This is a genomic window from Adhaeribacter soli, from assembly GCF_008727925.1.
Lineage (GTDB): Bacteria > Bacteroidota > Bacteroidia > Cytophagales > Hymenobacteraceae > Adhaeribacter_A > Adhaeribacter_A soli.
On record NZ_VTWT01000003.1, the window covers coordinates 146,952 to 159,344 of the forward strand.

Annotated in this window: 10 protein-coding genes; 3 read left to right on the plus strand and 7 right to left on the minus strand. The window is 50.2% G+C overall.

Features of this window, described 5'->3' with window-relative positions:
• Positions 1-25: 25 nt before the first annotated feature.
• The gene (gene tatC, locus F0P94_RS06790; protein ID WP_225307141.1) at positions 26-880 is read left to right on the plus strand and encodes a twin-arginine translocase subunit TatC; all 855 of its coding nucleotides are present in this window, start codon (positions 26-28) and stop codon (positions 878-880) included.
• The gene (gene rpiB, locus F0P94_RS06795; RefSeq protein ID WP_150903123.1) at positions 873-1,307 is read left to right on the plus strand and encodes a ribose 5-phosphate isomerase B; all 435 of its coding nucleotides are present in this window, start codon (positions 873-875) and stop codon (positions 1,305-1,307) included. Before tatC ends, rpiB begins: the two co-directional genes overlap by 8 nt.
• A 114-nt stretch (positions 1,308-1,421) precedes the next feature.
• Here rpiB and F0P94_RS06800 read toward each other — a convergent pair whose 3' ends face one another.
• The 5 genes from F0P94_RS06800 to gpmI form a co-directional block, all read right to left on the minus strand.
• On the minus strand, positions 1,422-1,976 hold the full coding sequence (locus tag F0P94_RS06800; RefSeq protein ID WP_150903124.1) for an O-acetyl-ADP-ribose deacetylase: 555 nt from the start codon (positions 1,974-1,976) through the stop codon (positions 1,422-1,424).
• Positions 1,977-2,025: 49 nt separating this feature from the next.
• Positions 2,026-3,516 carry a M43 family zinc metalloprotease gene (locus tag F0P94_RS06805; RefSeq protein WP_191906949.1) on the minus strand — a complete coding sequence of 497 codons (1,491 nt, stop codon included), beginning with the start codon at positions 3,514-3,516 and terminating at the stop codon, positions 2,026-2,028.
• Between the two features lie 178 nt (positions 3,517-3,694).
• Positions 3,695-5,989, minus strand: coding sequence for a PKD domain-containing protein (locus F0P94_RS06810; protein ID WP_150903126.1), 2,295 nt, complete (start codon positions 5,987-5,989; stop codon positions 3,695-3,697).
• Between the two features lie 326 nt (positions 5,990-6,315).
• Positions 6,316-6,900, minus strand: a complete 585-nt coding sequence (locus tag F0P94_RS06815) for a hypothetical protein (protein ID WP_150903127.1) — start codon at positions 6,898-6,900, stop codon at positions 6,316-6,318.
• Between the two features lie 160 nt (positions 6,901-7,060).
• Positions 7,061-8,593 carry a 2,3-bisphosphoglycerate-independent phosphoglycerate mutase gene (gpmI, locus tag F0P94_RS06820; protein ID WP_150903128.1) on the minus strand — a complete coding sequence of 511 codons (1,533 nt, stop codon included), beginning with the start codon at positions 8,591-8,593 and terminating at the stop codon, positions 7,061-7,063.
• Between the two features lie 137 nt (positions 8,594-8,730).
• Between gpmI and F0P94_RS06825 the strand changes: the two genes are divergently transcribed.
• Positions 8,731-9,144: a DUF4783 domain-containing protein gene (locus F0P94_RS06825; protein WP_150903129.1), complete on the plus strand. Its 414-nt coding sequence runs from the start codon at positions 8,731-8,733 to the stop codon at positions 9,142-9,144.
• Positions 9,145-9,234: 90 nt separating this feature from the next.
• Here F0P94_RS06825 and F0P94_RS06830 read toward each other — a convergent pair whose 3' ends face one another.
• Positions 9,235-10,803, minus strand: a complete 1,569-nt coding sequence (locus F0P94_RS06830) for a T9SS type A sorting domain-containing protein (protein WP_150903130.1) — start codon at positions 10,801-10,803, stop codon at positions 9,235-9,237.
• A gap of 10 nt (positions 10,804-10,813) precedes the next feature.
• Complete coding sequence (locus tag F0P94_RS06835; RefSeq protein WP_150903131.1) at positions 10,814-12,385, minus strand: T9SS type A sorting domain-containing protein; 1,572 nt, start codon at positions 12,383-12,385, stop codon at positions 10,814-10,816.
• Between the last annotated feature and the right edge of the window lie 8 nt (positions 12,386-12,393).

Genomic DNA, 12,393 nt, shown 5'->3' on the forward strand with positions numbered 1-12,393 from the left:
TTATTAAGAAGGATATAAAGAGGAAGTGGAAACAAAGCGTATAGGAAAAGGAGCGGACGAACAGCAGGAAATGACCTTTGTAGACCACCTGGAGGCCCTCAGGTGGCACCTGATCCGGGCGGCAGCTTCTATATTTGTTTTTGCACTTGCAGCTTTCTTTTCAAAGGAATTCGTTTTTCATGATCTGATCCTCGGCCCTTCGCGCGTGGATTTCTGGACCTACCGCCAGATCTGTGCCTTGGGCGAATTGGTGAACAACGAAGACCTTTGCATTCAGAAAATAAACTTTATTATTCAGGCGCGCCAGATGAGCTCCCAGTTCACCACCCACATGAGCGTTTCGTTCATGATCGGTCTGGTGCTGGCTTTTCCGTATGCGTTCTGGGAAATATGGAGTTTCATTAAACCGGGGCTTTATCCGCGCGAACGCAAGAATTCGCAGGGCGCGGTTTTCTTTGTAACGATCCTGTTTATTCTGGGCCTGCTGTTCGGCTATTATTTTGCCGCGCCGATCTCGATAAACTTCCTGGCCTCTTACCAGGTAGATCCGAGCATCGAAAACCAGATCGACCTGCAATCTTACATCTCCACGTTAACCACCATGGTTTTCTCCTGCGCGTTGATGTTCGAGCTGCCCATGGTCATTTATTTCCTGGCAAAAGCCGGGGTAATTTCGGCGGAGCTGCTTACCATGTACCGCCGGCACGCGTTTGTGCTCGTGCTGATCATTTCGGCCGTGGTTACCCCGCCGGATGTGCTGAGCATGACTATTTTTGCCATTCCGCTTTACCTGCTCTACGAGGCCAGTGCGGTTATTGCCCGGGTGGTGCGCAAAAGAGATATAGAACGTTTAAATAAAGAGCTGAAAGACAATGCTTAAAATTGCCATAGGCGGCGATCACGCCGGATTCGAGTACAAGAAATTGCTAACCAGCTTGCTGGAAGAAAAAGGGCATTCGGTAAAAGATTTCGGGCCATTCTCCGATGCTTCGGTAGATTACCCGGACCACGTGCACCCGCTGGCCAAAGCCATAAACGAGAAGGAATTCGATTTCGGCATTCTGATCTGCGGCAGTGGCAACGGCGTAGCCATGACGGCCAATAAATACCCTCAGGTACGCGCTGCTTTGTGCTGGCTGCCGGAACTGGCCAAACTAGCCCGCGAACACAACAATGCCAATATTCTTTGCATACCTGCCCGTTTCGTGAGCGAAGAAACTGCTGCCGAAATGGTGAAGCTATTCCTGGAAACTGCCTTTGAAGGCGGCCGCCACGCCAACCGGGTAAACAAGATTGCCTGCCAGTAAATAATTTAGATTGGAATATTTGAAACCGGAACATCTGAAAAGGTGCTCCGGTTTTTTTATGCTGCCGCTGCCCGAATGCTTTTGAAATGAAATCCAGGCAGCTGGAGTTATGCGCTAAAAGGATTTCGGAGTCCCTGAAGCTTGTGTTAGTTCCTGATAAAGTCTCAGATTCTCTTCATCAAAGCAAACAAAAGTAACTTCTTCCGGTAGCGGGTTTTTCTGCAGAAATGCTACTGTTTCGGAGAGGGCAATGTGGGCTGCTTCCGGTTTTGGGTAGCCGTAAACGCCCGTGCTGATATTCGAAAAAGCCACCGTCTGGCAGTTGTTTTCCTGCGCCAGTTTCAGGCTGTTTCGATAGCAATTTGCCAGCTTTTCGGGTTCGTCCTGGGTGCCGCCGTACCATATCGGCCCAACCGTATGGATCACGTAACGGGCCGGTAGTTTGCCCGCCGTCGTGATAACAGCCTCCCCGATCTGGCAACCGCCTTGCCGCGCCGCGATTTTCCGGCATTCTTCCAGAATTTCCGGACCGCCGGCCCGGTGAATGGCTCCATCTACCCCGCCGCCGCCTAAAAGCGAACTGTTAGCTGCGTTTACAATGGCATCGGCTTCTATTTTGGTAATATCGGCCTGAATAACTTTAATGCGGTCTTTAACAGGAACGTTCATGGCTGAAAGTAGCAGGTTAGAAATGGTAGGGAAAAGCCGGTAAAAAGTCTTAATGCTGAATTACCAGCCGGCGGGTAAGAAATTTATTTTCGGCCGTGCGGCCCCGGATAATGTACAGACCGCTTTGCAAGCCGGAGGTATTTACGGTAGTGGCCCTTTCATTTAACGTAACTTCCCGCATCAGTTGCCCGATCGAACTAAATATCTCTACCCGACGCAAGGTCTGGCCAGCCGGAGCGCCAACAGAGATTTCGCGGTTAGCCGGATTGGGGAAAAGCTGCAGATCCAGGGTGGTGACTTTTATATAGCCGCGTTTCACCTCTGTATCGGTGCCTCTACTGTCTGATACGGTAAGGGTAACGGTATAGGCTCCCGGCTGATCGTAGCGGATATTCTGGGGCGTAGAATCGTTGGAGGTAGCAGGAGTTCCGCCTTCAAAGATCCAGAAGAATTTTGTTGGGCGCCGGCCATTCGAGTAATAAAAAAAGTCGGTCGTTTCTCCCGGTAAAATAGCATCAGGCAAAGCCCGGAAATCAGCATTTAGTACGTTCGTGCACACATTGGAATTCAGAATAGAACGGCGGGAGGTTTGCAGCACGGCGTTCATCCTGGCCGACTGGTCTTTGGTGAACAGGTTCATGCAGGCGTCGTTGGTATAATCCATGAAGTTCATGAACATGTCACCGTTCGGGCCATTGTTGCAGGATATCTTCGGAAAGGAAGGGCAGCCGGAAGAACTTACGAATTGGTTTGGGGTATCGTTAATAAAATCGGAATCGGTGCAGGAACTGTCGGCATCGCCCCAGATGTGGCGCAGCCCCAGCCAGTGGCCAATTTCGTGCGTGGCAGTACGGCCGCGGTTATAAGGCGCCGGAAAGGGGTTTAACGGCGTACGGCCTACGCTGGTATGCTTTAGCACAATGCCATCTGTTTCGGGTGGCCCACCGGGAAATTGCGCATAGCCCAGAATGTTGTCGGCCAGGTTGCAGATCCAGATATTCAGGTAAAGTTCAGTATTCCAGGCATCGCGGCCGCCCCGACTGGTAAATTTTACTTCGTTTTCAGTGTATTTAAAACTGGTTTTCGGGGTGAACGTGCGGGTAATTCCGGCGGTGGGCTTTCCATGCGGATCGAGGCTGGCCAGGCAGAAATAGAGCTGCGGGCTTCCGGCTACCGGCTTAAAGGGCGGCGGCGTGTTGGTAGTATCTGCGTTGCGGCGGTTAAAATCTTCGTTTAAAACCGTAAGCTGCGAAAGCAACTGCGCATCCGATACATTTTGCAAAGCACTGTTGTACACCACATGAAACACTACCGGTATGGTATCGCTTTGCTGCTTGCTGCGGTGCGTTGCCCGGCTCTTCAGATAAGCCTGTACTTCTTTTTCTACCAGTAGCAATTGTTTCCGGTAGGCTGGGTTTTGTTTTAGAAGCAGGGCATTGGCCTGGTTTGTAGCGCAGCCCCGGTCCGGCTGGCCCTGGCCAAAACAAGTAAGTTGCAGGGTGAAAATGGTAGCAAAAAGCAACCAGAAAGTCTTCGTCATTGCAGGCTGTATAAAACAGGAAGGAAATGGTAACGTTGTTAAGCCTGATACGCGGAAAATAGAAAAAATATCAGCCATTCGTTGGGAAATTCTGCAGAGGGAGCTAATGCGGCTGCTTAGCAGGTAAATAAAAAAAGGCAGCTGATGGGCTGCCTTTTTGTGTAATGTAAAGTTTAGCTTATGGAATTACGCTTACTTTCCGGGTAATGCTGCCTTCCGCGTTAATTATTTTCACGAAGTAGATGCCGCCTGCTGCCTGGTTTAGCGTTAACCGCACTTGGCCGGCTGCCGGTTTTTGGCGGGCTACCACCTGCCCGATAGTATTAATAAGCTGTACTTCGGTCACTTTTTCGGTTTCCGGTACTTCCACCCGCAGGTAATCCTTAGCCGGATTCGGATAGATCTTAATATTGCCGGCATCGAAGGCTTTTTGCAGCCCGCTTACCGTGTTTACCTGAATTACAAACGTTTTGGTGTTGCTGCAATTGCCGGTAACACTGTTGCTGGTGGCTATTAACGTAACCGTATAAGAGCCTGCCTGGGTGTAAGTATGGGTCGGGTTCTTTAAAGTTGACGTGTTGTTGGTTTGGCCGCTTTGCGGATCGCCAAAGTTCCAGTTATGAAATAGCGCATTGGAACTGGAGGTGTTGGTAAAAGTAACCAGACCGTTGGAGGCCGGCAGGTTCACCACGGCCGGATTGGCAGTGAAATTGGCCTGAACCACGGTTACATTTACCGGAATAATTACCGGATCGGAAGCGCAGCCGTTGGTAGTGCCAATTACCGTATAATTGGTGCTTACGCTTGGGTTGGCAGTAACCGTTGAGCCGGTGGTGGTATTCAGGCCGGTGGCCGGCGACCAGCTATAAGAAGTGGCGCCGCTGGCAGTAAGCGTTACCGGCCCCGGCGTGCATCTGGAAGAGATAGTAGGCGTTACGCTTACGGTTGGCATGGCGGTTATGGTAACGGCTTTGTTTAGAGTGGCCGGCGTGCCGCAACCAGAAGTTGCTTTAAGCGTGACGTTATGGGTGCCCGGCGTGTTATAAATAACCGTAGGGTTTGCTGCTGTTGAAGTAGCCGGCGTGCCTCCCGTAAAGGTCCACTGGAAGGTTGTGGCGCCGGTGGTTGCAGAACTGTTATAGGTAATCGTGTCGCCCTGGCAAACAGAAGTGCTTGTCTGGGTAAAGCTAACAGCCGGAGGAGCACAGGTGCTCGACGGGTTAACTGTAATATAGTTCGGAATGGTGCGGGTATTGCTTACGCCGCCTTTGGTAACCGTTAAAGTAACCGGATAAACGCCAACCGTGTTGTAAACAATATTGCCCGGGTTTTGAACCGTGGAAGTAGCCGGCGTGCCGCCCGGGAAAGACCAGGACCAGGCTGTTGCCCCGCCCGTTGAAAGATCTGTGAAATTGATGGAAGTGCCAACCTGAATGCTGGTGCTGCTGGCCAGGAAATTTGCCATTAAGGTATTCTGGCAGGCCGTTGATGCAAGAAGAGAAGCACGGGAGGTGGAAATGGCCGCATTCATCCGGGAGCCCTGGCCTTGGGTAAAGAGGTTCATACAGTTGTCATCTACATAATCCATGTAATTCATGAACATAGAACCCGTAGGGGCGGCGGTGCATAATCCTCCGGTGCCGGTGGTTACCGGATAAGTAGGGCAGCCCCAGTTCTCTTCTACTTGCTGCGGGGTATCGGCAACCAGGTCATCGTCGGTGCAGCCTGGTGCCTGGCCCCAGATATGGCTCAGGTTCAGCCAGTGGCCTACTTCGTGGGTAGCGGTTCTGCCGGCATTGTAAGGCGCCGGAAACGGGTTAGCCGGTGCTGCTCCTACAGTGGTGTAGCGTAATACTACCCCATCAATATTGGCCGGAGCGCCGGGTTTATAGGCATACCCTAAGGTAGTGCCCGACAAATTACAAACCCAGATATTCAGGTACTGGTCGCGCGGCCAGGCTGCTATGCCCCCGGTGGCGGCCGCTTTCATATCGTCGTTGGTAGTAAAAGAGTTGGCCGTAGTCAGGGTGCGGGTAATACCGGTGGTAGGCGCCCCGTTAGGATCTACACTGGCCAGGCAGAATTCAATGCCGGTATCGGCAGACACACTGCGAAAAGCCTGTGGCGTGTTGGTAGTGTCGGCATTAAAACGGCGAAAATCCCGGTTTAGCACTTCCAGCTGCGAGAGGATCTGAGCATCGGAGATGTTTTCGGCCGCAGTTTTATAAACCACGTGAAATACCACCGGAATGGTTTTGGTAGCCTGCATCTGCCGCTTATTGGCCGGATTGGCAAGGAAGCGGGCAATGGCAGCTTCGTTTTCCTGCCGGCGGGCCTGGTAGCCGGGATCGGCTTGCAGGAGCCGGGCTTCCACTTCGTCGGTAGCGCATTTGGGGCGGGCGGGCGTCTGTGCTATCGCAGCGCCGGTAAACATGGAGCCGATAACAGCCCAGAGAGTAAAGGTTTTCCTCATATAGTATTGGGTGTGATAAATGAATTCTTTCTTAGTGTTCCGTTAAAAGCCAATGCTCTAAAATTGGAATAAATCATTTCTGTTTTTAAGGGAATGAAAAGCCGGACGCTTATCAGGCACAGGTATCAGGAGCCGGTATCAAAGCCGAAGCATTTAAAAGGACGGTACCTGAATGGTTTAAGTACCGGTGCGTTTTTAAATTATTCGGGGTGTTGTTTATGTTACCTGTCTGATAGCCTGTAATATAGCTAAAATACTATTGAGAATAAAAAAGTAATTGACAGAATAAAGATTTTCTTTAGCGAAAAGGAAAATAAGGCCGCCTTTTAGTTTATAACTTTGGCTTCCACCTGGTAACGCAACGAGTCGGAGAGGATCACTTTTTGAACGCCGGAGATCTGAAAACTGCTTAGCCGGCTATTTTCGTTACAGGTTAATTGCCGAAGCTCCCGGCTGTAGAACAAGGCGTTCTTTTCTTCATAAAGGGCTCGTAAGGTTTTTACCTGACCGCCTTCATCGGTAATTATTTCCAGCATTTTAATCGGGGCTTCTGCTTCCGGATTCCGGGTGTAAAGGGTTTGCTTTCCTTCCGGAAGCTGGGTTTCGGAAACCAGGTAAGTGCCGGCCAGGGCCTTTTTATTCAGATCTATTTCCTGAAAATATTGTAACTCTTCGGCCCAGTCTACCTCTTTCAGCGTTGCAGATTCCGGTTTTTCCGGCCTAAGCTGTAGCGTTTTCTGTAAACCTGCATGCTGGCCTGCAAGTGCATTTGCCTGTTTCTGAATAAAACCCGGAACATCGAAGTAGAGCTGTTGCGTTTTCGGGGTGGCTGGTTGCTCCGGTGCGCTGCAGCTCATCAGACCCAGAAACGGTACTAAAATGCCGGTAAAAAGCAGCTTCTTCAGGTTCATGGTTTTTATTTCTAGCGTGAGCGCCGGTGTTAAAAATGGTAAATGCGATAATCGGAGAATGGGCCAAGGGAAAGATTAAAAACTAACCGGCTTATTTTCTGATTATCGCATTTAAATAATTATGGCTTAAGGCCAATGTTTTCAGTCTGGCATTCCTTTATTAAACGGCCGGAACCAACAGCGATTTGCCGGTCATTTCTTCCGGTTGTGGTATGCTCATCAGTTCCAGTACTGTTGGGGCGATGTCGCCGAGTTTGCCATCGTGCAGCGTACCTTTAAAATCGTTGTCGGCTAAAATTACCGGTACCAGGTTGGTGGTGTGGGCGGTATTCGGCGTTCCGTCAGGGTTTAGCATGCAGTCGGCGTTGCCGTGGTCGGCTATGATAATGCAGGAATAATTGTGCTCCAGGGCCGTGTTTACCACTTTTTCGGCGGCCTGATCTACCGTTTCGCAGGCTTTTACGGCCGCTTCGAACACGCCGGTATGGCCTACCATGTCCGGATTGGCAAAGTTCAATACCACAAAATCGGGTTCTTCCGCTTTCAGTTCCGGCACCAGGGCATCGCGCAGTTCGAAGGCGCTCATTTCTGGTTGCAGGTCGTAAGTAGCCACTTTCGGCGAAGCCCTTAATATGCGTTTCTCTCCATCAAAAGGGGTTTCACGGCCGCCGGAGAAGAAGAAGGTTACGTGCGGGTATTTCTCGGTTTCGGCAATGCGGATCTGCTTTTTACCGGCATTGGCCAGCACTTCGCCAAGGGTATTGTTCAGGTTATCTTTGTCGAAGATCGGTTTTACGCCTGTAAACGTATCGTCGTAATTGGTGAGGGTAACGTAATACAGGTTCAGCTTGTGCATGTTCTGCTCGGGGAAATCGCGTTGCGTGAGGGCCTGCGTAATTTCCCGGCCGCGGTCGGTACGGTAGTTAAAGCAGATCACCACATCCCCTTCCTGAATGGTAGCAATCGGGTTACCGTTATCGTCTACCTTTACAATGGGCAGAATAAATTCATCGGTAACGCCTTCTTTGTACGATTTCAGCACCGCATTCATTAAGCTCTGCGTAGGCGTGCCGATGCCGTGTACCAGCAGGTCGTAAGCTACTTTTATGCGTTCCCAGCGGTTATCGCGGTCCATGGCGTAGTAGCGGCCTACTACGGAAGCAATGCGGCCGGAAGCTTTATCCAAGTGTTCCTCCAGTTCATGCATGTATTTGGCTCCCCCCTTCGGATCGGTGTCGCGGCCATCGGTAAAGGCATGAATATATACGTTATGCACGCCTTCGTCGTGGGCAATGGTGCAAAGCGCCTTCAGGTGGTCGATGTGCGAGTGCACGCCGCCGTCGGAAAGCAAACCGATCAGGTGCAGTTTCTTTTTATTGGTTTTTGCGTATTGCAGCGCCTCCAGCAGTACCGGGTTTTTATTTAACTGCCGGTCGCGGATCGATTTGTTTATTTTTACCAGGTCCTGGTACACCACCCGGCCGGCGCCGATGTTCATGTGGCCTACTTCCGAATTTCCCATCTGGCCTTCCGGCAAACCAACGGCCTCGCCGGAAGCCTGCAGCCGCGCGTGCGGATATTTGGTATAAAGAGAATCGATGAAAGGGGTCTGCGCTTTATCTACCGCCGATACATTTGCATCCGGGGCAATTCCCCAGCCATCCAGTATAACGAGCAATACTTTTTTATTCATAAAACAAAGATACGTAAAATCGGAAATTCTCTGAATTATTATTAGCTTGGGGCTACAATTGAGCACCTGTGGCCGGGGCAGAACAAAAGACTGGCACTGTTTTAGCTCTAACCCGCTTATTATCATTGACTACAGAAATGAAAGCGTTTAAATTTTTACTTTTCACCGGTTTATTTGCCTTTTTTGCTACCGTTTTTGCCGGCCAGGCGCTTGCCCAAAGCGGCGACGATGCCCTGAATGGCGTGAAGGCAGCCATAAAAGCAGGCTCCGCCAAAGAAGTGGCCCGTTATTTTAAAAGCTCCGTAGAAATTGGCCTGAACGGCGAAAAAGCCAGCTACAGCCAGGCGCAAGCCGAGTTCGTGCTTCGCGACTTTTTCAGCAAAAACCCGGCAACCGGTTTCGAATACCTGCACCAGGGTTCTTCGAACGAAGGCCAGAAATATGCTATCGGGAAATACACCTCCAAAACCGGCAGCTACCGCGTTTTTGTAGTAGTGAAACAGGCCGGCGGAAGCTATAAGATCGATACCATCGATTTTACAAAGGAATAAGTACCGTTTCCAGACCATAAAAAAGCCATAAAATAAAAGCCATCCTGAAAGATATTCGGGATGGCTTTTTTGTTGGTTTTTAGTAGCGTTTTAATGCGTTACCAGTAGCTTCTCTACTCGCGTATTTCCTTCGGAAGTTATTTTTACCAGGTACATGCCGGCCGGCCAATCTTCAACATTCAGTTTTGTTCCAGCAATGAGTTTCGCTTCATAAACTTTCTGACCGGTCAGGCTGACAATTTCTAACGTTCCGGGTTTCAGGTGGCCGGTTATGGTTACTCCAGAAGTTGCCGCGTTCGGGTAAAGCTGAAAATGGGTTTTTGTTCCGGCTTCAGGCACTCCGAGCGTGCCGGCAGAAAGTTTTGCCAGGAAGAAAGTATTGTTGTTGCCGGGCGAAGGAGGGAAATTTATGCTGCCGAAACTGGCCCCGACTACCGGGTCAAAACGGCCTGAAATGTAGCACTCGCCATTGGCAAGCGGGGCAATGCCTTTGCCGTAATCTGAGCCGGTGCCGCCGGCCTGTACCGCCCATTCTGGCTGCCCCAGCTCCGAAAATTCCGCCACAAAAATATCCGGGTCGTTGCCCGTTGCAGTTAAAGTCGGCAGGGAGCCGAACGCGGCATAACTGCTGAAGGCCCCGGTTACAAATACGCGGCCCGTTTCGTCGGCTACTACCTGTTCGCCGAAGCAGCTTCCAGCGGCCAGGTTTTGGTTTTGTAGCGCCCATTCCAGCACTCCTGCATTGCTGTACTTTGCCAGAAACATATTGCTTGAGCCTGTTTTCTGGAGGGTAGCGCCGCTGAAGGTAGTATTGCCGGTTATAGCTCCGGTAATATAGCAATCTCCGGTTTTGTTTACGCTAATGCTGGTGCTGAAGTCCTGGATGATGCCGCTGGTGTTCCTGAACCATGCCCGCGCACCACTGGCGTGGTATTTCTCTGTGAAAATGCCATTGGGGTAATTGCCACCGGTAATATAGTAACTTCCCTTGGGGCCGCAGCCGATGCTTAAGGGCTCTCCCATTGTTACGCTTCGCACCCACAGCACTTGTCCGGTGGCGTTGTATTTAGCGGCAAAGAAGAAGTAATCTCCGGTGTTGTTGCCGGGGATGGTTATATGATCGAACACCGGATTTTGGTTATAAGCATAGCACTGTCCTGTAATGTAGCAGTTTCCGGCAGCGTCTATTGCAATGCCGGAGGCAATATCGGTTACAGCGGGAGGTTGCGGGCTGGATGGTGGCCCTGGGGTGCCCGCCTTGCTGGCCCAGATCACCTGGCCGTTGGTATTAAATTTGGCTATAAAAATATCGCTGTGGCCAAAATAGTTCAGGGTAATGGTATCGAAATTAAGGGCACCGCTAAATGTTCCGGCTATGTAAATGTTACCCGCTGAGTCAGAAACTAACCCATGTACTGTAGCCGTAAAAGCAGATGTTTGCAGGGGTTTAGACCAAAGCAGCATGCCTGCCGGAGACCGTTTGGTCAGTGCTGTACCGGCAACGTAAATGTTACCGGCGGCATCTGTAGTCAGGCATCTGGATTGATGAAAACTATCCGGGCTATTTACGACCCATTGCCAGGCTGGGGTTTGGGCGCTTCCATTTATAAAGATAAAAAATGCACCAAGAAATGAGAAGAAATACAACGCGTTCTTCATGGCAACACTTTTAATGCGTTACCAGCAGTTTCTGTATTTGCGCTTTTCCTTCGGCAGTTATTTTTACCAGGTACATGCTGGCCGGCCAGGCGGTAACGTTTATTTCCAGTTTGCCCTTTGCTGAAAGCGAATCGGTGTAGATCTTTTGGCCGGCAACATTGAAAACCAAAACTTTCGCGTTTTCAAAGTCCGGCATGTTGATCCTGATTTCTGAATTAGCCGGGTTCGGATAAAATTGGGCGGTAATTGAAGGTTCAGGTGCAGGTTCCGGTTCCGTTACAGGTTCCAAAGGCTGCGTAGTACCGGTAGAGAGTTTTGCTAAAAAGAGGTTCCTGTTGTAACCGGAAGCATAATTTAAATTTATATTATCGAAACTGCAGCCTGGCGACTGAAAGAAGCCGGCCGTTACAGATTCCCCATCCGGCAGATCTGCTATAGACGATTGGTATAAAAATCCGCTGGTTTGCTTTTGCCAGTAAGGTGCTCCGTCTGTTGAAGAAAGTTTCGAAACGAATGCCGGGGCCTGATTTGCCTGAGCTGTTAATGCCGGCAAGCTATTGTCGAAGGTGATGCTGTCGGTAAAATTGCCGGTTATATATACCCGGCCATTAGGACCTGCTTTTATGGCGGTAATCTCCGGCTGACTCGATGCAGAAAGCGCCTGGCTTGTTTTTGCCCAAAGCAAAGTGCCGGCAGGGTTGAATTTAACTAAAAGTGCATTTCTGAAACCTGAATTCTGCAGGGTAATACCATCGATAGTAACGCTGCCGGACAAGCTTCCTGCCACAAAGCAATTTCCTGATTCGTCTGTTTCCAGGCAGGTAATCTGCGCATTACTGTTGTTCGATGAAGTAGTAAAGCTTTTCTGCCAGAGTAAGGCCCCGTTTTCATTGTAATTGCTTAGGGTAGAACCATCGTGAAGAAAGTAGTTGTCGTTCGTTCCGATTACAGCTTCCTGAATATAAGGATAGCTCCTCGCCCATTTTACTTGTCCTTGCTGATCGTACTTTGCTGCAAAATAAATTGGCTGGGTAACCGAGGAGTTGGGTATTAGCGAGACCGAATCGAAGTCAGCGTTCCCCCAGCAGAAACCGGTAAAAAGACTGTTGCCGGCAGAATCGGTAGAAATGCCGTTTATTTTAATGGAGGCGCCATCGTTAGGCGCAATTTCCCAGCTGGAAGGCCCCTTTTTTGCCCAGATAGTATTGCCTGCCTGGTCGAACTTGGCTAAAAATACGGTAATGTTCAGCGGCGGGGCCGTAAGCGTAGTGTTGCCAAGGTAAACGCTGCCCTGAAAAGTGCCAACTACGTACAGATTACCGGCCGCATCTTTCGAAAGACCCATAGCCTTAATATCTTTAGACCAAAGCAGCTTTCCTTCCGGTGAATATTTCGATAAGCCGGCCCCGGCAACATAACTATTGCCGAGAGTGTCTGTTTCCAGGCTGGTTTTAGCAGATAGAAGATTCTGGCTGATGCCTTTTCCGACTGCCCACTGCCATGCCGGCATTTGAGCCATTCCTTGCAGGGCGACAAAAAAGACTAATGTAATGGTGAGAGCGTGGAGAGATATGTTTTTCATAGGGTGAA

What these genes read in the sequence shown, in the direction of transcription:
- rpiB (WP_150903123.1), top strand. Translation starts at nt 873, where the DNA reads ATGCTTAAAATTGCCATAGGCGGCGATCACGCCGGATTCGAGTACAAG.
- F0P94_RS06825 (WP_150903129.1), top strand. Translation starts at nt 8,731, where the DNA reads ATGAAAGCGTTTAAATTTTTACTTTTCACCGGTTTATTTGCCTTTTTT.
- F0P94_RS06815 (WP_150903127.1), bottom strand. Translation starts at nt 6,900, where the DNA reads ATGAACCTGAAGAAGCTGCTTTTTACCGGCATTTTAGTACCGTTTCTG.
- F0P94_RS06800 (WP_150903124.1), bottom strand. Translation starts at nt 1,976, where the DNA reads ATGAACGTTCCTGTTAAAGACCGCATTAAAGTTATTCAGGCCGATATT.
- F0P94_RS06810 (WP_150903126.1), bottom strand. Translation starts at nt 5,989, where the DNA reads ATGAGGAAAACCTTTACTCTCTGGGCTGTTATCGGCTCCATGTTTACC.
- F0P94_RS06830 (WP_150903130.1), bottom strand. Translation starts at nt 10,803, where the DNA reads ATGAAGAACGCGTTGTATTTCTTCTCATTTCTTGGTGCATTTTTTATC.
- F0P94_RS06805 (WP_191906949.1), bottom strand. Translation starts at nt 3,516, where the DNA reads ATGACGAAGACTTTCTGGTTGCTTTTTGCTACCATTTTCACCCTGCAA.
- gpmI (WP_150903128.1), bottom strand. Translation starts at nt 8,593, where the DNA reads ATGAATAAAAAAGTATTGCTCGTTATACTGGATGGCTGGGGAATTGCC.
- F0P94_RS06835 (WP_150903131.1), bottom strand. Translation starts at nt 12,385, where the DNA reads ATGAAAAACATATCTCTCCACGCTCTCACCATTACATTAGTCTTTTTT.